The sequence below is a fragment of the Promicromonospora thailandica genome (genome assembly GCF_024171955.1).
Lineage (GTDB): Bacteria > Actinomycetota > Actinomycetes > Actinomycetales > Cellulomonadaceae > Promicromonospora > Promicromonospora thailandica.
This window is the reverse complement of record NZ_JAMTCS010000010.1, coordinates 45,933-67,622: the sequence shown is the minus strand read 5'-3', so window position 1 is coordinate 67,622 and position 21,690 is coordinate 45,933. Positions and strand designations below refer to the sequence as shown.

Genomic DNA, 21,690 nt, shown 5'->3' with positions numbered 1-21,690 from the left:
GCGCAGGTCAGGGCAGGGTCAGAGCAGGGTCTGGGCCACCCGGCGCACGGCGGCGCGCTTGCCGTTGATGAGGGCGTCCACCGGTCGCTCGCCGAGCTCGTCGTTCGGCGTGAAGAGCCACTCGAGGATCTCCTCGTCGGTGAACCCGGCGTCGGCCAGGACCATGACCGTTCCCCGGAGCGTCGGGATGGGGCCCGGGCGCCCGTCGACCTCGGGGAGCACGAACCGGGCCGGTACCTGGAAGGTCTTGTTCTCGCCGCGCTTGATGCCCACGACGTACCGGTCGCGGACGAGGCCACGGCACTTGCCCACCTCGACGTCGAGGGTCTCGGCGAGGTCGGGCAGGGTCAGCCATTCGCCCACGAGGGCGTCGAGATCGGTCACGGGAGAAGCCTAGGCGACGAGGGCCGGGTGGTCGTCCGGCAACGATCCGGCAACGGCGCACCGTCCGCTATGGGCGTTTCGTTCAGCCTGGGGGTGGTCCCCCGTACACTCCCACCCGTGGCTCAGGTGACGGCAGACTCGCTCATCGGCCGTCTGGTCGACGGCCGGTACCGGATCGTGGCGCGCGTGGCGCGCGGCGGGATGGCCACGGTCTACCGTGCGCACGACACCCGCCTGAACCGCGAGATCGCCCTCAAGGTGATGCACCCGCACCTCGCCGAGGGCGACCAGGCGGCGAGCTTCCTGCAGCGGTTCGAGCGCGAGGCGCGCTCGGCGGCCGGGCTCCAGCACCACGGCGTCGTCGCGGTGTACGACCAGGGCACCGACGGCACCATGCGTTACCTGACCATGGAGTACGTGCCGGGCACGAACCTGCGGCACCTGATCCGCGAGGGCGAGCTCACGCTGCGCCGCTCCTTCGCGATCCTCGACGTGGTCCTGTCCGCCCTGGCCGCCGCGCACGCCAAGGGGATCGTGCACCGCGACATCAAGCCCGAGAACGTGCTGCTGGAGGAGGGCACGGGCCGGCCCAAGGTGGCTGACTTCGGCCTCGCGCGCGCCGTCTCCGAGGTGTCGAACACGACGACCGGCACCGTCCTGGGCACCGTCGCCTACCTCGCGCCCGAGACCATCTCGACCGGGCACGTGGACACGCGCGCCGACGTGTACGCGGTGGGCATCCTCGCCTTCGAGATGTTCACGGGCCGCCTGCCCCACGAGGGGGAGGGAGCCATCCAGGTCGCCTTCGCGCACGTGAACAACGACGTACCGCCGGTGAGCGCCTTCGCGGGGCACCTGGGCCGCCCGCTGGACCAGCTCGTCCGTGGCCTCACCGCGCGCGACCCGGACCAGCGCCCGGCCGACGCGGTCGTGGCGCTCGACGTGCTGCGCACGACCTTCCGGCAGATCCCGAACGAGGTGCTCGACATCCCCGCGAAGGCCGCGCCGCCGCCGTCGGCGTCCGCGGTCAAGGCCGCGCGGACCGCCGTCGTGGAGCGGCCGCAGGCCGGCCGGTGGGCGGCCCGGCAGACCCGCCCGCCCGCCACCGTGCCCGGCGCTGTGCCCGGCGCTGTGCCCGGCGCTGTGGCTGGCACCATGCCCGCCTCGGCGACCGCGCAGCCGCCCGCCCCCTCCGTGCCACAGCGGTCCCGGCGCGGTGGCAAGATCCTCCTCGTCCTGGCGCTCGTGGCCGTCCTGCTCGGCGCGTGGTGGTACACCGAGCGCGGTCCGGGGGCGTACGGGGTGGTGCCCGGCGGCGTCGTCGGCGCCACCGCGGAGCGCGCCGAGGAGGCGCTGACCGAGGCCGGCTTCACGCCGTCGAGCACCGAGGAGTACGACTCCGACGTGCCCGAGGGTCAGGTGATCTCGGTGCGCCCGGACGAGGGCAGCCGCGCCGAGCGCGACCAGCCGGTACGGCTCGTGGTCTCGCTGGGGGAACAGCTCGCCCAGGTGCCGGCCGGCCTGGTCGGCATGTCCGAGGACGACGCGGTCGCGGCGCTGGACGACGCGGGTCTGGCGGATGTCGAGGTGTCCCGCGAGTACACGGACGACGGGCCGGAGGGCACCGTCATCTGGGCCTCGGTCCGGGACGGCGACGAGGTGCCGACGGACGAGCACGTGCGGCTCACGGTGTCAGACGGCCCGGCGCCGGTCACGGTGCCGGAGGTCGCGGGCACCTCCGCCGACGAGGCCGAGGCCGCCCTGCGCGCCGAGGGTTTCGAGGTCACCCGCGAGGAGCGCTTCGACGAGCAGACCCCGGCCGGGGCGGTCGTCTCGACGCAGCCGGCGGGCGGCAAGGGCGCCGCGCGGGGCAGCACCGTGACGGTCGTCGTCAGCAGAGGGCCGGAGGGTGCGGTGCCGGACGTCGTGGGGATGTCCGTCGAGGAGGCCACCGCGGTGCTCGAGGAGTCCGGGTACACCGTGTCGGTGCGCGGCTTCGGCGAGCTGTTCGGCGAGGGCGTGCAGGAGACCGACCCGGCCGCGGGCGAGCGGCTCGAGCGCGGGGGTCAGGTCACGCTCTGGACGTACTGAGCGGTGCTGGGCGGTACCGAGCGGTGCTGAGCCGTACTGAGCCGTGCGTCCCGGCGTCAGGCCGCGCGGTCGACGGCGGCGTGCGCCAGGTCCGTCAGCACCCCGCGGCCCGGCTCGCTCAGGTCGGCCAGGTCCAGCAGGGCGTGGGCGCGCACGGCCAGGTCGTCGATGAGGTGCTCGACGGCGTCCAGCGCCCCGGACCCGACGATGATGCCGCGTACCCGCTCGACGTCCTCGTCGGTCAGCGCCTGGTCGCCCAGCGCCGCGCCGAGGGCCGTCGCCTCGGCCCCGTGCGGGTCCGGCAGCATCGCGAGGGTCCGGGCCACGATCACCGTGCGCTTGCCCTCGCGCAGGTCGTCCCCGGCGGGCTTGCCGGTCACCGCCGGGTCGCCGAACACGCCGAGCACGTCGTCCCGCAGCTGGAACGCCTCGCCCAGGGGCAGGCCCGCGGCCTCGATCCCGGCCGCCGCCTCGGCACCCCGGCCCGCGAGCAGCGCACCCATCGCGAGCGGCGCCGCCGCGGAGTAGCTGGCCGTCTTGGCGCGCAGCACCCGGCGGGCGCGCTCCTCGTCGGCCGCCGGGTCGTCGCCCCAGGGCTCGGCCTGCACGAGCACGTCGAGGTACTGGCCCACGACGACCTCGCTCTGCATCGCGTCGAAGCGGGCCCGGACCGGCTCGGCGACGTCGGCCGGCAGGGGGGCCAGCGCCGCCGAGAGCTCGCGCTGGGCGGCCAGGAGCACCAGGTCGCCCAGCAGGATGGCGGCGGCGTCCCCGAACCGGTCGGGCTCGCCGGCCCAGCCCGACGCGGCGTGCTCCGCGGCGAACGCGCGGTGCGCGGTGGGGCGCCCGCGACGCGTGTCGGAGTTGTCCATCACGTCGTCGTGCAGGAGCGCAGCCGCCTGGAAGAGCTCCAGCGCCGCGCCGACACGGACCGCCGCCACGCGGGCGGGGTCGTCCGGCGACGCGGAGCCCCCGTGCGCACGGAACGACCAGTAGCAGAACGCCGCGCGCAGGCGCTTGCCGCCCGTCAGCAACCCGGTCGCCTCGTCCACCATCGCCCGGGCGCTCGGGCTGATCGCGCTGACCTCCGCGCCCAGCAGGGCCAGGTGGGCGGACACCGCGGCGTCGACGTCGGCACGCAGGCCCTCGGCGTCGAGCAGCGCGGCAGGGGTCAGGGCGCCGGTACGGGCGGATGAGGCGGACACGCCCCCAGCCTATGGGGTGCCACGGATGGGTTTCGCGGATGAGGTTCCGCGCGGGGTCCAGGCCGCGGGCCTCGGCCGCTACGGGGTGCGGACGGTGCCGCTGATCGAGGCGAGCCGCCGGTCGCCGTCGTCGAGCACCCCCACCACCAACGACTCCTGCACCTCGCCCGCCTTGGTGCGCGAGATGCGCAGGAACGCCGTCTGGGCCGTCAGGCCGCTGGACTCCGGGGCGGAGACCTGCCGGAAGCCCTGCGCGAGCAGGATCTCCCGGGCCTGACCGATCACCTTCTTGGCGGGAAGCTGCGACGACAGGTTGAGCGTGACCTGCGTCATGGGGGTGCCCGAACCCTTGCCGCCGCCCTTGCCGTCGCCTGCGCCGCCGCTCGGCGTGCCGCTGGTCGCCGGACGCGCCGAGGACGCGAGCAGCGTGGCCCCCTCCGGCAGCGGGAAGAGGTCGGGCGGGAACCCCTCCGCGTACGTGGCGACCGCGGACGACGGGTCGAAGGTGGGCAGCTCGGCCGGACCGCCTGAGGCGGCTGCGACCGGCTCCGGCGAGGCGTCCACGGTCGCCGGCTGTCCTGCCGCGGGCTGGCCCGCCGGCTGCCCGGCCTCCGTCCCGCACCCGGCGGTCGCCAGCGCCAGCCCGACGACGGCGGCGAGCGTAGCGGTGCGGCGGACCGGAACGAGGTGAGGCACGTCGGACACGGTAGCCGGAGAGACCCTCGCGACGACAGCGCAAGGCGCGGACCTCCCCCACAGGCGCGGCGTCGTCCACACGTGCCGTCCTGGGCGCGCCGGTGCCCCGCCCGGCGGCTGGGATCGGAGGCATGAACCTCGAACCCTTCGCCGAGCCCTTTCCCGAGCCCCGTCCCGAACCCTTTCGCGAGCCCTCTCCGGAGCCGCCTCCCGACGGCGGCGCCGGACCCGCACCCGTGCCGGGCCGCATGCCCGACTCCGTGCACGACCGGTCCGCGCGGCTGTCGGGTCCGGCCGCCACGGTCGTCCGGGTGGCCGGACCCGAGGACCTGCTCGCCTACATCCCGTACCGGCTCGGCTTCCAGCCCGCCGAGTCCGTCGTCGCCGTGAGCCTGACCGGTCCGCGGCGGCGCGTCGGGCTCGTGGCCCGCGTGGACATCGACGACCTGCGCCTGCGCGGCACAGGCGGACCGGACGGACCGGACGGACCGGACGGCGCCGCCACCGCGCGCTGGCTCACCGAGCACGTGCTGGCCGACGGCGCCGACCGGGCCGTCGTCGTGCTCTACACCGCGACCGACCCGTCCGCGCCGACCGGCCCCGCACGCCGCGCCGTGGAGGTCCTGCGGGCCCGGCTCGAACGACGCCTCCCCGGCGTCGAGGCATGGCTCGTGGCACCCACCGGCTTCCGGGCGCTCGACTGCACCGACCCGCTCTGCTGCCCGCCGCAGGGACGGCCCCTGTCCGCGCTCACGAGCAGCCGGGTCGCCGCACACATGGTGCTGGAGGGCCGCACCGTGGCCGGCACCCGGGAGGAGCGGTACGCCCTGCGCCCGGCGTCCGAGACGGCACGCACCCAGGCGCGCCGGGCGGCCGCACGCTGGAGCGGCACGTACCGCAGGCTCCTCGACGACGTCCGGCCCCCGTCGTCAGCCCGTACCGCCCGGCCCGGGTCCGCCGTCCGGGACCGGGAGGCGCTCGCGGGCTGGGGCGCCGAGAGCCTGCGTCTGTGGCGGTCCGCGGTCCGGCTCGCCGCCACCGCCGCGCCCGGCCGGTCCGTGGAGCTGTCGCCCGTGACGCTCGGCAAGATCGGGGCGGCGCTCGCGGACACGCCGGTCCGGGACGCGGTGCTCCTCAGCCTGGCGCCGGGAACCGAGGACACGGCCCTGCGCACGGCACGCCGCGAGGCGGACGAGGGCACGGACGCCGCGACCGGCGCCGTGATGGCGGGCATCATCGATCCCGTGCGGGGCGTGCCACCCGACACGGACCTCACCGGCCCCGCGCGCGACGTCCTGGAGGCGGTGGTCGCGCACGTGCCGCGGAACCGGCGTGCGCCCGCCTACCTGCTGCTGGCCCTGATCGCGTGGTGGCACGGCGACGGCGGGCTGGCCGCCGAGCGGGTGACCGACGCGCTCGGGGTGGACCCGGGCTACCGGCTGGCGCAGCTGCTGCGCAGCGCGATCGTCGGGGGAGTCCCGCCCGGCTGGGTGCGGCGCGAGCAGGAGCGGCTCCACGGTGGTGAGCCGAGGAGCAGGCGGGGCACGGCGGCCGGCACGGCGCGTGACCGGGGGCGCGGTGCCGGCTCGGCACCGGAGGGGGCGGCATGACCGCGCCCGGTGCGCGCGTCCGGTCCCGTGTGCCGTGCGATGAGCGAGCGGCGGGTGGGGTAGCGTCGGTGGAATGACGATCGTCGTCGGCCACCTCGCCACCCCCGAGGGCCAGGAGGCCCTGCGCACCGCTGTCACCGAGGCCAGGGAGCGCGCGGTCCCGCTGGTGGTCGTCACCAGCGGGAAGCGCCCGCTGGACGAGTGCCGGAGCGAGACCGAGGAGCTGGTCGGCCGGCTCGGGGCGGGCGTCGACCTGCGGGTCGAGGAGGGCACCGGCGACCTGGCCGAGGACCTCATCCGCGCCGCGGCGAGCGTCGGCGCCGGGCTGATCGTGATCGGCCTGCGCCGGCGCAGCCCCGTGGGCAAGCTCATCCTCGGGGCGGGTGCGCAGCGCATCCTCGTCGAGGCTCCGTGCCCGGTGCTCGCGGTCAAGGTGGGCTCGGAGGCCTGACCCCGCCCGGGAATGGTGCGGGGGTCTCGTTCGTTGACTCTGGGCACGCGAAAACAGCACGCAGAATCTCAGACACCCACGGGGCAGCATGCCCGACGTGACTTCGCACCGAGTTTGCGACGAACGCCGCGTTCGTCGCGGCGTACATGGCTGCCGACGGTACAATATATATGTTCGCCGGCGGAAGAAGAAGGTCCAGTGAAGGCCCCGTCGGCGGTACACCGCCCCCTCGAATGCCGAAAGGTCGGTTTGTGGCGCCCACTCCGCTGAAAGCCCCCCAGGACATCACACCTGTCCCCGCACGCGACAACCTGCCCCGCGAGTTCGAGCATCCTGCCCTGCAGGAGCTCCTTGCTCGCGGCACCGCCGAGGGCTCGGTCGACGCCGAGAACTTCAGGCGTGCATGCGAGACCGCGGAGGTCGGTGACGCCAAGCGGCTCAAGGCGGTGCTGCGGGCGCTGGCCAACGCAGGTGTGCAGGTCGGTCTGCCGACCATGACCAAGACCAAGGTGGCCGCCGCTGCGGCCACCCGTTCCACGGCGGTCGCGGCGAAGGCCCCCGCCGACGGCGACGCCGAGACCGACGCCCCGGCGAAGCCCGCCCGGCGTCGCACGACGACCGCGAAGTCGACGGCCGCCAAGAAGACCACGGCCGCCAAGAAGGCTCCGGCGCGCTCCGGCGCGAAGACCGAGGCGCCGGAGGAGATCGACGAGATCGAGGAGGTGGACGACATCGACCTGAGCGAGGTCGACGACCTCGACGAGGAGACCACCAGCACGCGGAAGAAGCCGGCCGGCAAGACCGCTTCCAAGAAGGCCGCGGCGCGGGGCAAGTCGAAGTACGACAACATCGAGCCCGACGGCGTCGCCGTCGAGGACCCCGAGGACGAGACCGAGGCCGGTGCCGAGACCACGACGCGGGCGACCCGCGGCCGTGCCGGCAAGGCGACGAAGGAAGGCGACGAGAGCTCCGGCTTCGTCGTCTCGGAGCTGGATGACGACGACCAGCCGGCCCAGCAGGTCGTCACCGCCGGTGCCACGGCGGACCCGGTCAAGGACTACCTGAAGCAGATCGGCAAGGTCGCGCTGCTGAACGCCGAGCAGGAGGTCGAGCTCGCCAAGCGCATCGAGGCCGGCCTGTTCGCGGAGGAGCGTCTCGCCACCACCGAGTTCGACCGGAACGACAAGGACCAGCGCCGCTTCGAGCGCGACCTCAAGTGGATCGCGCACGACGGCAAGCGCGCGAAGAACCACCTGCTGGAGGCCAACCTCCGCCTCGTGGTCTCGCTGGCCAAGCGCTACACGGGCCGCGGCATGCTGTTCCTGGACCTGATCCAGGAGGGCAACCTCGGTCTGATCCGTGCGGTCGAGAAGTTCGACTACACCAAGGGCTACAAGTTCTCGACCTACGCCACCTGGTGGATCCGGCAGGCGATCACGCGTGCCATGGCCGACCAGGCCCGCACCATCCGCATCCCGGTGCACATGGTCGAGGTCATCAACAAGCTGGCCCGCGTGCAGCGCCAGATGCTCCAGGACCTGGGCCGTGAGCCCACGCCGGAGGAGCTGGCCAAGGAGCTGGACATGACCCCCGAGAAGGTGGTCGAGGTCCAGAAGTACGGTCGCGAGCCCATCTCGCTGAGCACCCCGCTCGGTGAGGACGGCGACAGCGAGTTCGGTGACCTCATCGAGGACTCCGAGGCCGTCGTCCCGGCGGACGCCGTGTCCTTCACGCTGCTGCAGGAGCAGCTGCACCAGGTGCTCGACACGCTCTCCGAGCGCGAGGCCGGCGTGGTCTCCATGCGGTTCGGCCTGCAGGACGGCCAGCCCAAGACGCTCGACGAGATCGGCAAGGTGTACGGCGTGACGCGCGAGCGCATCCGCCAGATCGAGTCCAAGACGATGTCGAAGCTGCGCCACCCCTCGCGGTCGCAGGTGCTGCGCGACTACCTCGACTGACATTCCACCGACGCCGGGCGGGTGAACTTCTGCGGAAGTCACCCGCCCGGCGTCGTCGTGTGGGAATCTGCCCGACATGTCCTCATCGACCGGCGCCGCGCGGCTCGCGCGTGCGGTGTCCTTCCTCGTCGCCCTGCTCGTCGCCCTCGGCCTGTCCGCGGTCCCCGCGGCCGCGGCCGGTGACACGCTGACGGCGTCCGGCACCTCGACCACCACCGCGTCGTCGCCGCGGACGCTGTCGGTCTTGTACCGGCGCGACGGAGCCCCGCGGAAGAACGTCCGGGTCGCGCTGCAGCGGTACAGCGGGGGCTCGTGGGTCCACGTCCGGCACGTGACCACCGGCTCCACCGGGCGGGCGAAGACGACGGTCAACCCGTCCGTCACGACGAGGTACCGGTTCCGGACGACCACGGCGACGAGCGCGACCATGACCGTGACCGTCGTGCCCGGCTCGTGGGCCGTGGCCGGGTCCGGCAGCGGGCACGGCGTCGGCATGTCGCAGTGGGGCGCGTACCAGATGGCCCGGGAGGGCAGGACGACGTCGGACATCCTGCGCTACTACTACCAGGGCGCGACGGTGAGCACCACGAACAACCCGTGGACGTCGATCGACGTGCAGGTGCTGGGGCGCGCGTCCGACCCGGCCACCACCACGCTGTCCCTGACCGCCGGGTCGTGGCGGATCCTCGACGCGAACCGGGCGCGGCTCGCCACGGGCACGCCGGCGCGGACGATCACCATCGCCCGCACCAGCGCGGGGGTGACCGCCAAGGTCGTCGAGAACGGGACGGTGCGGCAGACGATCAGCGCCCGCCGGACGCTCTACCTCGAGTGGACCGGCACCGATTACTGGCCCGGTACGGCGGGCACCGTCAAGGTGGCCGGGGCGCAGGGCACCTACCGGCACGGCCGCCTGCGGATCACCGCTCCCGGCACGCGGCCGAACGTGGTCAACCAGGTGGTCATCAACGACGAGTACCTCTACGGCCTGGACGAGATGCCGTCCCTGTGGGGCACGAGCGGCTACGGCGGCGCCGCGGCGCTCCAGGCGCAGGCGGTCGTCGCGCGCAACTACGCCGTCCTCGCCAAGACCGCGGGCCTCAAGGCCGCGTGCGACTGCCACGTCTACGACGACACCGCGAGCCAGAACTTCACCGGCTGGCGCAAGGAGGGCGGCGAGGCGGGGGCGACGTGGCGGGCCGCCGTCGACGCCACGCGGCAGGACGACGCCTCGACGGTGACCGTGCTGCGCAACGCGTCCGGCGGCATCGCGGAGACGCCGTACTTCGCGTCGTCCGGTCGGGGCGGCAGCTATGCGGGCACCACGAACAACCAGGACGCGTTCGGGACGGCGCCCCAGTCCCACCTCGTGCACGTGAGCGACCCGTACACCCGGCGGTCCTCGGGCAACCCCTCCGTCTCCTGGACCGGCCGGCTCACGCAGGCCAAGGCCCGCAGCATCTTCGGGCTCGGCTGGGTCCGGTCGGTCAAGGTCACCGCGCGGTACTCGAGCGGGCAGATCAAGACCGTGCAGGCGGTCTCGGACAAGGGCGTCACCCGCACCCGCACCAAGACCGCGGAGGGCTGGCGCACCACGCTCGGGTTCCGGGCGTCGTGGGCGCACACCGTGACCGCCCAGAAATAGCGGTGAGCATGTTGCCCGCATTGGAATGAACTAAATAGGGGTCTATGCGGCAACTTCACCTCCGGCTACGGTGAATCCTGGCAAGGATGCCCCGTGCTCGGACCAGGAAGGTGACGTCGATGTCGCTAGCAAGGCCGCACCGCGAAAGATCCTCCAGCCTCTCCGCACCCGGCACGACGCGCAGGCGCGTCGGCGCCGCGTTCGTGGCCCTCGCCACGGGCGCGGTGCTCGCCGTCGTCCCGGGTACGTCGGCGCCGGCGGCGACGACGTCGGCCGACGGGCAGGCCGTCTGGCCGGTCACGGACGCGCACCTGCCGACGCCGTGGACCGAGCAGGTCACACCGGACAACGCCCTGCCCGAGTACCCGCGGCCGCAGCTCGCGCGTGACCGCTGGGAGAACCTCAACGGCCTGTGGGAGTTCGCCGGTGCGGCCGAGGGCGAGGCGCCGCCGTTCGGCGAGACCCTCGCCGAGGAGATCCTCGTGCCGTACCCGACGGAGTCGGAGCTGTCCGGGATCGACCGGCACGAGGACCACATGTGGTACCGCCGCACGGTCGACGTGCCCGCCTCCTGGCGGACGGGCGGGCAGCGCGTGGTGCTCAACTTCGGCGCCGTCGACCACACCGCGACCGTGTGGGTCAACGGGCAGGAGGTCGCGCACCACGAGGGCGGCTTCGGCCGGTTCTCCGCCGACGTCACGGACGCCCTGACGGCGTCCGGCCCGCAGGAGGTGCTGGTCGGGGTGACGGACCGCACCGACGACACGTGGCAGCCGGTCGGGAAGCAGCGCAACGTCCCGGACCGGGGCATCTTCTACGAGGGCGCCTCCGGCATCTGGCAGACGGTCTGGATGGAGCCCGTCGCGGCCGCGCACGCCGTGCGGCTCGACCTGACCACCGACGTCGACACGAGCACCGTGCACGTCACCGTCGAGGGCAGCCGGGCGGCGGCAGGCGGGCGGGTCGACGTCGTCGTCCGCGCGGGCGGGGTGGCGACGGACGAGGCGGCGGACGCCGGCGCGAGCAAGGGCGCAGGCAAGGGCAAGGTCGTCGCGAGGTCGGTCGGCGCGGTCGGTGAGGACCTCGCCGTCCGGGTGCCGCGCGCCCACCTGTGGACGCCCGACGACCCCTACCTGTACGACCTGGAGGTCCGGGTCCGCGACGCCCGCGGGCGTGTGGCCGACACGGTGACCTCCTACGTGGGCCTGCGCGAGGTCGGCATCGCGAAGGGCGAGGACGGCCGCAACCACATCACGCTCAACGGCGAGATTCTGTTCCTGCTGTCCACGCTCGACCAGGGCTACTGGCCCGACGGCATCTACACCGCCCCGACGGACGAGGCGCTCGCGTTCGACCTGGAGCAGCACAAGGTGCTCGGCTTCAACACCGTGCGCAAGCACATCAAGGTCGAGCCGGACCGCTGGTTCTACCACGCCGACCGCCTCGGCCTGCTGGTGTGGCAGGACATGCCGTCGATGAAGCCCGGCCGGCCGCCGGTCGAGGCGCAGGAGCGGTTCGAGGACGAGCTGCACGAGATGGTCGACCAGAACTCGAGCTGGACGTCGGTGATCGGCTGGGTCCCGTTCAACGAGGGCTGGGGGGAGTGGTCGCAGGAGGCCACCGGCCGGATCGCCCGTGAGGTCAAGGCGCAGGACCCGACGCGCCTGGTGAACGCCCACTCGGGCGTGAACTGCTGCGACTCGCTCGGTGACAGCGGGGCGGGCGACGTGCTCGACTGGCACGCCTACGTGGGCCCGGGGCAGCCGGTCCCGGACGCGACGCGTGCCTCCATGGACGGCGAGCACGGCGGCTTCGGCCTGGAGGTCGACGGGCACATGTGGTTCGAGGACGGGCACGCCTACGAGATGACGCCCGACGTCGCCACGCTCACCCGACGCTACGTGGAGAACCAGGAGGACGTGCTCACCGCCGCCCTGCAGTGCGGTATCAGCGGGTCGGTCTACACGCAGATCACCGACGTCGAGCACGAGGTGAACGGCTTCTTCACCTACGACCGGCAGGTCGAGAAGATGGACTTCGGGCAGGTCCGGGACGTCAACGAGGAGATCATCGCGGGCGCGGACGGCAGCGGCGGGGAGCCGCCCGTCGTCGGCCCGGGCACGCCCGGCCTGGCCGGCGTGCACGCCTGGGCCTTCGACGAGGGGTCCGGCAGCGTGGCCACGGACGGCGTCGGCGACGCCGACGCGGCCCTCACCGGGACCACCTGGGCCGACGGCGTGGCGGGCGGCGGCCTGTCGTTCGACGGCGCCGGCGAGGCGGACACGGGACAGGCCCTGGTGCGCACGGACGGCTCCTACAGCGTCTCGGCGTGGGCGCGGCTGGACGTCGCCGACGACGGCTTCCAGACGGTGGTCAGCCAGGACACCGGCAGCAACAGCGCGTTCTTCCTGCAGTACTCGGGTCAGGACCGGCGCTGGGCGATGAGCTTCGTGGGGACGCGCGCGCTGTCACCCACCACGCCCGAGCCGGGGCGCTGGTACCACCTGACGGGCGTGCGCGACGCCGAGGCGGGGACGCTGTCGCTCTACGTCGACGGCGAGAAGGTGGCGAGCCAGGACGTCTGCACGGCGCCGGACACCGAGGGGCCCCTGGTGATCGGCCGGGGGCAGTACGGCGGCAACGAGGTGGACCACCTGCGCGGTGACGTCGACGACGTCCGGCTGTTCGACCGCGCGCTGTCCGACGAGGAGGTCGCCGAGCTCGCGGCGGGCTGACACCCCCGGACATGCCGACGGCGGTGGGTCACCGGGAAGGTGACCCACCGCCGTCGCGTTGGTCTGGTGGGTGTCCGGCCTGGGTTCAGGCCTGGCCGTGCTCCGCGTGGAGCCGGTCGGTCTCGTCCTGGACATGGGTGGCGACGTCCGCGTAGGCGGACGCGTGTGCGCGAGCGTGGTGGCCGCAGAAGAGCAGCTCCCCCACGGGCAGAACGACGCGCACGTAGGCCTGCGCGCCGCAGCGGTCGCAGCGGTCGAGGGCGGTGAGCGGTTCGGTCGTCAAGGTCGTCACATCTCCATCCAACCATTCGCTCGCGCGGTTCATGCCGACCCGGGCGGCCGGTTCGCTGCGAGCATAGCGGCGTCGCTCACAGTCGTGGTGCCATCCGCCCCCAATTGCGCTGAAAGGGTAATTTCCGTCATGGGGTGAATGTTGACGTCACACAGCCGTTCGGACGGCGTCACGGAGTGGCTGTCGGGGGATGTCGGACTCCTCGTCTACGCTGTCGCCGTGACCGCAACGTCCGAGTCCTACACCGCTCGCCACCTGTCCGTCCTCGAGGGTCTCGAGGCGGTGCGCAAGCGTCCCGGAATGTACATCGGGACCACCGACTCCCGTGGCCTCATGCACTGCCTCTGGGAGATCATCGACAACTCCGTCGACGAGGCCCTGGGCGGGCACGCGACGAAGATCGGCATCGTGCTGCACGCCGACACGTCCGTGACGGTGTCGGACGACGGCCGCGGCATCCCGGTGGACATCGAGCCGAAGACCGGCCTGAGCGGCGTCGAGGTGGTCTACACCAAGCTGCACGCCGGCGGTAAGTTCGGCGGCGGCTCCTACCAGGCCTCCGGTGGTCTGCACGGCGTCGGCGCCTCGGTGGTCAACGCGCTGTCCTCGCGCCTGGACGTCGAGGTGGACCGCGGCGGCAAGACGTACCGCATGACGTTCCACCGCGGCGAGCCCGGCACGTACGCGGACCCGGCGTCCGGTCCCGGCCCCGAGTCGCCCTTCCAGCCGTTCGTGGACCACTCCGAGCTGGCCGTGGTCGGCAAGGCGCCCCGTGGCCGCACCGCCACGCGCGTGCGGTACTGGGCGGACCGCCAGATCTTCCCGAAGTCCGCGGTGTTCAGCTACGACGAGCTGGTCACGCGCGTGCGGCAGACGACGTTCCTCGTGCCGGGGCTCGAGATCGTCGTGCGCGACGAGCGCGGTCTGCCCGGCACGCCCGGCGAGAACGGGCCTCACGAGGAGTCGTTCAAGCACACGGGCGGCGCGGCCGACTTCGTCGACTTCCTCGCGCCGGACACGCCCGTCACCGCCACGTGGGTGCTGCAGGGCGCCGGAAGCTTCAAGGAGACCGTCCCGGTGCTGGACGAGCGCGGCCACATGACGCCGCGCGAGGTGCAGCGCGAGTGCGAGGTCGACATCGCGCTGCGCTGGGGCACCGGCTACGACACCGAGGTGCGCTCGTTCGTCAACATCATCTCGACGCCCAAGGGCGGCACGCACCTGACGGGCTTCGAGCAGGGCCTGCTCAAGGTGATCCGCAAGAACGTCGAGGCCAACGCGCGCAAGCTCAAGGTCTCCACGAAGGACGGCGCGGAGCGCATCGAGAAGGACGACGTGCTCGCGGGCCTCACCGCCGTGGTGACGGTGCGGCTGGCCGAGCCCCAGTTCGAGGGCCAGACCAAGGAGGTGCTGGGCACCGGGCCGGTGCGCCAGATCGTCTCCCGCGTGGTCGAGAAGGAGATCCAGGCCCGGCTGAGCTCCACCAAGCGCGACGAGAAGACGCAGGCCTCGCTGCTGCTCGACAAGGTCGTGGCCGAGATGCGGGCGCGCATCACGGCGCGCAAGCAGAAGGAGATCTCGCGGCGCAAGAACGCGCTGGAGACGTCCTCGCTGCCGGCCAAGCTGGCCGACTGCCGCTCCAACGACGTGGACCGCTCCGAGCTGTTCATCGTCGAGGGGGACAGCGCGCTCGGCACCGCCAAGCTGGCCCGTTCCAGCGACTTCCAGGCGCTGCTGCCGATCCGCGGCAAGATCCTGAACGTCCAGAAGGCGTCGATCAGCGACATGCTGCGCAACGCCGAGTGCGCCGCGATCATCCAGGTGCTCGGGGCGGGCTCGGGCCGCTCCTTCGACATCGAGGCCGCGCGCTACGGCAAGATCATCATGATGACCGACGCCGACGTCGACGGCGCGCACATCCGTACGCTGCTGCTGACGCTGTTCTACCGGTACATGAAGCCGATGGTGGAGGCCGGGCGCGTGTTCGCCGCCGTGCCGCCGCTGCACCGCGTCGAGGTGATCGGCAGCGGCCGGCGCAAGAACGAGTACATCTACACCTACTCCGAGGCCGAGCTGGGCGTCACGCTCAAGAAGCTCGACAAGGCGGGCCGGCGCTACAAGCCGGACATCCAGCGCTACAAGGGCCTGGGTGAGATGGACGCGGACCAGCTCGCGGAGACCACGATGGACCCGCGGCACCGCACGCTGCGCCGGGTGACGGCAGAGCACGCCGAGGCGGCGGAGCGAGCGTTCGAGCTGCTGATGGGCACCGACGTGGCGCCGCGCAAGGAGTTCCTCATCGCCGGTGCGGCGGAGCTGGACCGCTCGCGCATCGACGTCTGACCGGGTGCGCCGCAGCCCGGTCCGGCCGGGGTGGCCGAGGACTGGGACGCCGGGGCCGCCAGGCCCCGGCCGACCTAGACTCGCGGGCGTGAACACCACTTCCTTCCGCCCGTTCCGGGCGGCCCGCGTCGCGACCTCCGTGGTCCTGGCGGCGGGGCTGGGTGCGGGCCTGCTCGCCGGGTGCGGCGGCGGCACGTCGGAGCCGACGTCGACCGCTCCTCCGGTGATGAGCGAGCGCTCGGCGTCACCGTCCGGGTCGCCGTCGGACGACGCGTCGCGGAAGCCGGGCGCCGACACGTTCAGCTACCCGGGCCGGACCGGGTCGACCGCCCTGGAGCTGCTGCTGGAGGAGGACCCCTCGGCCGAGCTCACCGGTGAGGGCGAGAACGCGTTCGTCACCGCCATCAACGGCCGGGTCGCGGACGAGGCCGAGAACGAGTTCTGGTCCCTGTCGGTGGACGGCGTGCCCGCCCAGGTGGGCGCCGGGATGCTCGACACGGAGGACGGTCAGGAGATCACGTGGACGATCGAGACGTACTGAGTGACCTGAGCCTGCGGGAGCTGGCGCGCCGCTGGTGGCGTCCGGCCACGGTGGTGCTCGTGCTCGCGGCGGCCGTGGTGTGGCGCCTGGTCGCGCCCGACCTCGGCGCACCGCCCAACCTGGAGCTCGCCACGGGCGCGACCTTCCTCGGCGTGCTGCTGCTGCGCAACCGCTGGGCCGCCGTGGTGCCGTTCGCGGTGGTGGCGGTGAGCGACGCGGTGCTCGGCAACACGCAGATCCTGTGGTTCACCTGGTCGGCGTGGGCGGTGGTCGGGCTGGGCGCGATCCTGGCGCGGCGTCTGCGCGGCCCGGCCCGGTACGTGGCCGCCCTCGGCGTGGGCCTCGGCGGTTCGCTGTGGTTCTTCCTGTGGACCAACTTCGGCGTCTGGCTGATGGACGGCCTCTACCCGCAGACCGCGGACGGCCTGCTGGCCAGCTACGTGGCGGGCCTGCCGTTCCTGCGCACGATGCTGCTGGGCAACCTGGTGCTCGTCCCGCTGGCGGCGGTGGTGGCGAGCCTGGTCGAGCGCGCCGAGCGGGGCCTGGCGCCCGCACCGGCCGCGGCGCTGCCGTCGTCGTCCACCGGCACCCCTCCTCTTTGAGACCGAGGTTGCTTGGCTTTGCGCCCCCGCAAAGCCAACCAACCTCGGTCTCGAAGAGGGTTCGGCGGGGGTAGGCACCAGCCCGGGTTCGGCCGGGCCTGTTGCTGTCCACGTTATTGGGGTTAGAGTCAGTAGCGGCCCGCTCGCGGGCCCGGGCGCACGACGACGTGCGCCCGAGGACCTCGACGAGGAGATCCGATGCCGCACGCCCGACGTTCGCAGGCTTCACCCACCCCACCCGCATCGTCCGAGCAGGCCCCGACCGACTCGGCTCCGGGCGTCCCGCGCAGAGGGAGGGGTCGCCGCGCTCGGGTGCGGTGGGCCGTCGTCGTCGCGGGACTGACGGCGCTCGCCCTGCCCGCCCTGGGCGCGACGCCGGCGGCGGGGGCCGACGTCGTCCGCGCCGGGGCGGACGTGCCCGACGTGCCCGTGGTGCCGCGCCAGTCCGTCGCGACGGACGACTTCTACACACCGCCCTCGCCGCTGCCCGACGGCGCCGACGGCGAGGTGGTCCGGTGGCGCGAGGAAAACCGGCAGCTCAGCGCGCGCAGCTACCTGGTGATGTACCACTCGACCAACGCGACCGGCCAGGACATCGCGGTGACCGGCCGGGTGCTGGTGCCGACCACGCGGTGGCGGGGTGACGGACCACGGCCGATCGTCTCGGTCGCGAGCGGCACGCGCGGGGTCGGCGACACGTGCGCGCCGTCGCGCTGGCTCGACTACGAGCGGCCTTTCATCGAGCCGATGCTGCTCAAGGGCTGGGCGGTGGTGGTCACCGACTACGAGGGGCTCGGGACGCCGGGGCTGCACACCTACGTCGTCGGCCAGTCGGAGGGGCGGGCCGTGATCGACATGGTGCGCGCCGCCACGAACGTTCCGGCCACGGGCCTGGAGGCCGGCGGCAAGGTGGCCTTCTCCGGGTACTCGCAGGGCGGCGGCGGGGCGATGTGGGCGGGCGAGCTGCAGCCGGACTACGCGCCGGAGCTCGACCTGGTGGGCATCGCGGCGGGTGGTGTACCCGCCGACCTCACCGAGGTGGCCGAGGGGCTCGACGGGCAGGTCGGCTTCGGGTTCCTGCTGCTGGCCGCGTACGGGCTGGACGCCGCGTACCCGGAGCTCGACCTGGAGTCGTACCTCAACGAGCGCGGCCGCCGCACGTACGAGGCGGAGCAGGACGCGTGCGTGGACGCGACGCTCGCGCACGCGTTCCAGGACATCGGCATGTTCACGACGACGAACCCGCTCCGGGAGCCCGCGTGGCAGGCGCGCCTGGCGGAGAACCGGCTCGGGTCCAACCCGCCCGACGTGCCCGTCCGCCTGTTCCACGGGACGCTCGACGAGATCGTCGCCCCGGGTCAGGCGCGCACGCTGCGGAACGAGTACTGCGCGGCGGGGGCCGACGTGCAGTGGGAGTGGCACGTCGGGGAGCACGTGTCGACGATGGTCACGGGTGCGCCCGGCGTCGTCGCGTTCCTGGACGGCCGGTTCCGGGAGCGGCCGTTCCTGCTGCACTGCTGAGACCCGCGCGCGGGACGTGACGACGAAGGGTCCGGGGTTTCCCCCGGGCCCTTCGTTGCTCGTTCGCCGGGTGTTCACGCGCGCGTAGCCGCCCGGTTAGTCCGGTTCGTGACGATTGCGGCGCACGGGTTCACGACACACGAGCGAGAGGTTCCGCCATGGCCAACATCAAGGTGACCTTCCAGGAGATGGAAGACGCCGCGCAGCGGATGAAGCAGGAGTCGGACGACATGCAGAGCAAGCTCGACCAGCTCCGCGCGATGGTGGACAACCTGGTGCAGGACGGGTACGTGACGGACAAGTCGTCCAAGCGGTTCGACGAGTCCTACAAGGAGCTCGACAAGGGTGGCAAGCAGGTCATGGAGGGGCTCACCGGCATCGGCGAGTACCTCAAGCAGGCCGCCGAGGCGCTGCGCAAGACCGACGAAGAGCTCGCCAACGCGCTGAACAAGTAGCGCCGTGCCCGACCTGGTCGTCACCTCGATCGCCCTCGACGAGGCCGAGAAGCAGCTTGCGGCGATCGTGGACGAGTTCAAGGGCATGGACAAGCTCTGGGGCGACGGCAGCCTCTGGGGCCACGACACCGTCAAGAGCGCCATGAACGACTTCATCGACGACTGGTGGGTCAAGCGGGAGAAGCTGACCACCAACCTCTCGGACCTGCAGAAGAAGATGAAGCAGGCGGCCGAGCAGTGGAACGACCTCGAGATCGAGCTCGCGAAGTCCTTCGACGAGCAGTAGCACAGGAAGAGGACCGATGAGCGCTGCCCGGGACGGGGACTGGCACCTGCTCGGTTACGACACGGACCCCGTCCCGGCGGAGGCATCCGGCCTGGACGACGTGATCAGGCACTACGAGACCATCACGACGCAGATGGAGACGCAGGCCAAGCTGCTCAAGAAGATCGGCGACGGCGACGAGACCCTCCTCAAGGGGGTGGCCGCCGATGCCATGCGCAAACGGGCCCGGGAGAGCGCCGACGCGCTGAACAACGCGGCGGGACGGTACGCCGACGTCCGCGACGCGCTGCGCACCTACAAGCCCGAGCTGCGGACCGCACGCTCCGAGACCGGCCTCGCGCTGCGGGACGCCCAGGACGCGGCGGCCGCGCAGCGCGCCGCGGAGGGCCTGCCCGACCCCGTGAACGCACAGCGGGACGACGACGCGCCCCCGCTGACCGACGACGACCGGCAGGCGTCGGCGAACCGTTCGGGCAAGATCGACGCCGCGAAGCAGGACCTCGAGTCGGCCCGCGCCCGGGCGGCCGCCGCGATGACCGCGCTGGGTACGGCCGCCGACGCCGCGGCCCGCAAGATCCGTGAGAACTGGGGCAGCGACGGGCTGACGCACAGCGGCTGGGAGGCGTTCCTGCACCGGCTCAACAAGTTCCTCAAGAAGCTCGTGGAGATCCTGATGTACATCGGGATGGCGCTCGCGGTGCTCAGCATCCTCATCCCGGGACTGGGCATCCTGACGCTGCTCAGCGTCGTCGCCACGGTCGTCTCGGTGGCGGCGAGCTTCATCCTCGCCGTCCAGGGCGAGGGCAGCTGGCTGAGCGTCATCATCGGCGTGCTCAGCCTGGGGCTGATCGGCGTGGCCGCGAAGATGGCAGGCTCGCTCAAGCTGGTCCAGGGCGCGCAGCTCGGGTCGAAGGTGCGGTTCACGCCGGGCGCGCTGAAGGAGCTGAACAGCCTGGCCGGCCGGCTGGCCATCTACTCGAGGTCCACGGCGCGGCCCTTCGACCGGTTCATGGCCGGCAGGCTGGGTGCGCAGATCAAGCCCTACACGAGCTGGGGCAGCTTCATCCAGACGACGCGCGTCTCGCCCGGCTGGTGGCAGATCGGCAAGCCCAACGCGTGGGTCAAGGGCGACTTCAGCAGGCTGAACGCCTGGTTCCGCAACGACGTCAGCCGGTTCACCACCGCGGTCAAGGGTGGCCCGTGGCGGTGGGACCGCCTCATCGGCATCAGCGACATCAAGGACGTGCAGAAGATCAACGCCGCCCTGTCCCAGCTGGGCATCACCGGCTTCGCCATCAAGCCCTGGATGTACATCGGGCCGATCTCGTACACGTTCTCCTGGGGCATGCGGCCGTTCAGCCTGCTCAACCCCTCGAACTTCAACCCGGCGGACCCGCGCTGGAGCCTGTACGGCTGGCGGGACGCCGACTACGCCGGCCTCTACTCGGACCAGGTGGGCCTGTGACCGCGCGCAGCGCCGAGGTCCCCGCCGGCGTCGGCGTCGCGGGCTGGACGTGGTGGGTGGACCCGCCGGCCCGCTGGCTCGTGGTCCCGGCGGTGGGCCTGGACGACCCGGCCGACGTCGCCCGCTGGGAGCGGGAGGCGGTCGGCGTCGTGCGCGCCTCTCTGGAGCCCGAGCCGGGGCCGGAGCCCGATCCCGATCCCGGGCCCGAGCCCGATTCCGGCCCTGAGCTCGACGACGCCGCGCGCGCCGGGCTCGACCGGCTCGCGGCCGACGCGGTGGCGAACCTCCGGGCCTTCGCGGACGGCGTGGTGCCCTCCGGCAGCCGCGTGCTGGCCGCGCTCGGCGTGCACGGGAACGGTCCCGTCCCCGTGCTGGTGGCCGTGGGCGTGAGCGATCCCGCCGAGCCCGACGACGGCCTCATGGCCGCGCTCGGGGCGACCGGTGGTGAGCCGGCCGCGCCCCCGAACGTCGAGCACCTGGACCTGCCCGACGGCGACGGCGTGCGCGTGGTCCGCCTCGACATGGACGAGGCCGGCACGGGCTGGATGAGCGTGGCCGTCGGACGGCGGGTCGAGCACCCGGACGCCGTCGTCGACACCGTGCTGGTCTGGCGCACCGTGGACCTGTTCCTCGTCGCCACGATGGCGGAGCTGCTCGACGAGCTGCTGCCCGCCGTGCGGGTCGAGCGGTCCGCGGCCGACCGCGGGGGCGTCTCGTGACCGGTCGGCCGACCGACGGCTGGGTCATGCTGCTCCCGCCCGGCTGGGCGCGGTTCCCGACGGGTCCCGAGCGGACGCGCGAGCTGGACGACGCGATCGAGGAGGTGGTCGCCCGCGCCCTGCCGGACGACCTGCCGCGGGACACCGCCGAGCCGCACCGGCACCTGCTGCGCGACCGGCTCCGCACGACCCTCGAGGGCGCGCGCGACGCGGGCAGCGGCGCGGTGTACCTGCCGACCGAGCCCATGAACGGCACCGTCGTGCCGGCCTCGATCACCGAGCTGGAGTTCACGAGCGACCCCGGCAGCGACCCGGTCGTCGTCGCCACCGGCATCCTCGCCGACGGGTACGAGCAGAGCGAGCTGGTCGAGGTCGACGGCCGGCCCGGCGTCCGGGTCGTGGCGACCTCGCACGAGGTCGAGCGCGAGGGCGACTGGCCCGTGGTGTCCACGCGGCAGGTGCTGTACGCGATCTCCCGTGACGAGGCGGAGGGCGCCTGGCTCGCGATGTCGTTCAGCACGGTCTGGAGCGGCCACGACTCCGAGCGGCTGGCGGAGGCCCTCGTCTACTTCTTCGACGCCGTCATGGGCACCTTCCGCTGGGCCGGGCCCGGCACCGACGTGGTGGGGCTCCCCCCGCAGCGCGTCCCCGGCTCGGCGTGAGCAACGCACCAGTCCCACCGAACAGAACT

At 72.9% G+C, this 21,690-nt stretch carries 19 protein-coding genes; 15 read left to right on the top strand and 4 right to left on the bottom strand.

Going from position 1 to position 21,690, the window contains the following annotated elements; all coding sequences use genetic code 11:
- Nucleotides 1-18: 18 nt before the first annotated feature.
- Complete coding sequence (locus tag APR03_RS16460; protein ID WP_253837319.1) at nt 19-384, bottom strand: Rv2175c family DNA-binding protein; 366 nt, start codon at nt 382-384, stop codon at nt 19-21.
- Between the two features lie 117 nt (nt 385-501).
- Here APR03_RS16460 and pknB point away from each other — a divergent pair, with 117 nt between their 5' ends.
- Entirely contained in the window at nt 502-2,475 is a 1,974-nt protein-coding gene (gene pknB, locus APR03_RS16455) for a Stk1 family PASTA domain-containing Ser/Thr kinase (RefSeq protein ID WP_253837318.1), read from the top strand.
- A gap of 56 nt (nt 2,476-2,531) precedes the next feature.
- Here the strand turns inward: pknB and APR03_RS16450 are convergent, their stop codons facing one another.
- Complete coding sequence (locus APR03_RS16450; RefSeq protein ID WP_253837317.1) at nt 2,532-3,680, bottom strand: polyprenyl synthetase family protein; 1,149 nt, start codon at nt 3,678-3,680, stop codon at nt 2,532-2,534.
- A 78-nt stretch (nt 3,681-3,758) separates the two neighbouring features.
- A complete protein-coding gene (locus APR03_RS16445) occupies nt 3,759-4,376 on the bottom strand; it encodes a hypothetical protein (protein ID WP_253837316.1) in 618 nt (205 codons plus the stop codon).
- A gap of 131 nt (nt 4,377-4,507) precedes the next feature.
- Here APR03_RS16445 and APR03_RS16440 point away from each other — a divergent pair, with 131 nt between their 5' ends.
- The 5 genes from APR03_RS16440 to APR03_RS16420 all read left to right on the top strand — a co-directional run bounded on the left by APR03_RS16440 (nt 4,508) and on the right by APR03_RS16420 (nt 12,775).
- Nucleotides 4,508-5,986 carry a DUF4192 domain-containing protein gene (locus APR03_RS16440; RefSeq protein ID WP_253837315.1) on the top strand — a complete coding sequence of 493 codons (1,479 nt, stop codon included), beginning with the start codon at nt 4,508-4,510 and terminating at the stop codon, nt 5,984-5,986.
- Between the two features lie 73 nt (nt 5,987-6,059).
- The gene (locus tag APR03_RS16435; protein ID WP_253837314.1) at nt 6,060-6,437 is read left to right on the top strand and encodes a universal stress protein; all 378 of its coding nucleotides are present in this window, start codon (nt 6,060-6,062) and stop codon (nt 6,435-6,437) included.
- Nucleotides 6,438-6,670: 233 nt separating this feature from the next.
- The gene (locus APR03_RS16430; RefSeq protein ID WP_253837313.1) at nt 6,671-8,395 is read left to right on the top strand and encodes an RNA polymerase sigma factor; all 1,725 of its coding nucleotides are present in this window, start codon (nt 6,671-6,673) and stop codon (nt 8,393-8,395) included.
- Between the two features lie 76 nt (nt 8,396-8,471).
- Nucleotides 8,472-10,040: a SpoIID/LytB domain-containing protein gene (locus tag APR03_RS16425; RefSeq protein ID WP_253837312.1), complete on the top strand. Its 1,569-nt coding sequence runs from the start codon at nt 8,472-8,474 to the stop codon at nt 10,038-10,040.
- A gap of 119 nt (nt 10,041-10,159) precedes the next feature.
- Nucleotides 10,160-12,775: a LamG-like jellyroll fold domain-containing protein gene (locus APR03_RS16420; protein WP_253837310.1), complete on the top strand. Its 2,616-nt coding sequence runs from the start codon at nt 10,160-10,162 to the stop codon at nt 12,773-12,775.
- An 85-nt stretch (nt 12,776-12,860) separates the two neighbouring features.
- On the opposite strand, the gene APR03_RS16415 is transcribed toward APR03_RS16420, so the two are convergent.
- Nucleotides 12,861-13,067: a DUF7455 domain-containing protein gene (locus tag APR03_RS16415; RefSeq protein ID WP_020014335.1), complete on the bottom strand. Its 207-nt coding sequence runs from the start codon at nt 13,065-13,067 to the stop codon at nt 12,861-12,863.
- Between the two features lie 219 nt (nt 13,068-13,286).
- Here APR03_RS16415 and APR03_RS16410 point away from each other — a divergent pair, with 219 nt between their 5' ends.
- The 9 genes from APR03_RS16410 to APR03_RS16370 all read left to right on the top strand — a co-directional run bounded on the left by APR03_RS16410 (nt 13,287) and on the right by APR03_RS16370 (nt 21,661).
- Nucleotides 13,287-15,410 carry a DNA gyrase/topoisomerase IV subunit B gene (locus APR03_RS16410; RefSeq protein ID WP_253837309.1) on the top strand — a complete coding sequence of 708 codons (2,124 nt, stop codon included), beginning with the start codon at nt 13,287-13,289 and terminating at the stop codon, nt 15,408-15,410.
- A gap of 88 nt (nt 15,411-15,498) precedes the next feature.
- Nucleotides 15,499-15,951 (top strand): DUF4430 domain-containing protein, encoded by a 453-nt coding sequence (locus tag APR03_RS16405; protein WP_253837308.1) that lies wholly within the window; start codon nt 15,499-15,501, stop codon nt 15,949-15,951.
- Entirely contained in the window at nt 15,930-16,553 is a 624-nt protein-coding gene (locus APR03_RS16400; protein ID WP_253837307.1) for a DUF6580 family putative transport protein, read from the top strand. Before APR03_RS16405 ends, APR03_RS16400 begins: the two co-directional genes overlap by 22 nt.
- Before the next feature lie 312 nt (nt 16,554-16,865).
- Nucleotides 16,866-18,074 carry a lipase family protein gene (locus APR03_RS16395; protein WP_253837306.1) on the top strand — a complete coding sequence of 403 codons (1,209 nt, stop codon included), beginning with the start codon at nt 16,866-16,868 and terminating at the stop codon, nt 18,072-18,074.
- Between the two features lie 158 nt (nt 18,075-18,232).
- Entirely contained in the window at nt 18,233-18,529 is a 297-nt protein-coding gene (locus tag APR03_RS16390; RefSeq protein ID WP_253837305.1) for a WXG100 family type VII secretion target, read from the top strand.
- A 4-nt stretch (nt 18,530-18,533) separates the two neighbouring features.
- Nucleotides 18,534-18,815: a hypothetical protein gene (locus APR03_RS16385; protein ID WP_253837304.1), complete on the top strand. Its 282-nt coding sequence runs from the start codon at nt 18,534-18,536 to the stop codon at nt 18,813-18,815.
- A 16-nt stretch (nt 18,816-18,831) separates the two neighbouring features.
- Nucleotides 18,832-20,280 (top strand): hypothetical protein, encoded by a 1,449-nt coding sequence (locus APR03_RS16380; RefSeq protein ID WP_253837303.1) that lies wholly within the window; start codon nt 18,832-18,834, stop codon nt 20,278-20,280.
- A complete protein-coding gene (locus APR03_RS16375) occupies nt 20,277-20,999 on the top strand; it encodes a hypothetical protein (RefSeq protein WP_253837301.1) in 723 nt (240 codons plus the stop codon). The genes APR03_RS16380 and APR03_RS16375 overlap by 4 nt, the downstream gene beginning before the upstream one ends.
- Entirely contained in the window at nt 20,996-21,661 is a 666-nt protein-coding gene (locus APR03_RS16370; protein WP_253837299.1) for a hypothetical protein, read from the top strand. Before APR03_RS16375 ends, APR03_RS16370 begins: the two co-directional genes overlap by 4 nt.
- Nucleotides 21,662-21,690: the final 29 nt, after the last annotated feature.

What these genes read in the sequence shown, in the direction of transcription:
- APR03_RS16440 (WP_253837315.1), top strand. Translation starts at nt 4,508, where the DNA reads ATGAACCTCGAACCCTTCGCCGAGCCCTTTCCCGAGCCCCGTCCCGAA.
- APR03_RS16435 (WP_253837314.1), top strand. Translation starts at nt 6,060, where the DNA reads ATGACGATCGTCGTCGGCCACCTCGCCACCCCCGAGGGCCAGGAGGCC.
- APR03_RS16430 (WP_253837313.1), top strand. Translation starts at nt 6,671, where the DNA reads ATGCCGAAAGGTCGGTTTGTGGCGCCCACTCCGCTGAAAGCCCCCCAG.
- APR03_RS16425 (WP_253837312.1), top strand. Translation starts at nt 8,472, where the DNA reads ATGTCCTCATCGACCGGCGCCGCGCGGCTCGCGCGTGCGGTGTCCTTC.
- APR03_RS16420 (WP_253837310.1), top strand. Translation starts at nt 10,160, where the DNA reads ATGTCGCTAGCAAGGCCGCACCGCGAAAGATCCTCCAGCCTCTCCGCA.
- APR03_RS16390 (WP_253837305.1), top strand. Translation starts at nt 18,233, where the DNA reads ATGGCCAACATCAAGGTGACCTTCCAGGAGATGGAAGACGCCGCGCAG.
- APR03_RS16380 (WP_253837303.1), top strand. Translation starts at nt 18,832, where the DNA reads ATGAGCGCTGCCCGGGACGGGGACTGGCACCTGCTCGGTTACGACACG.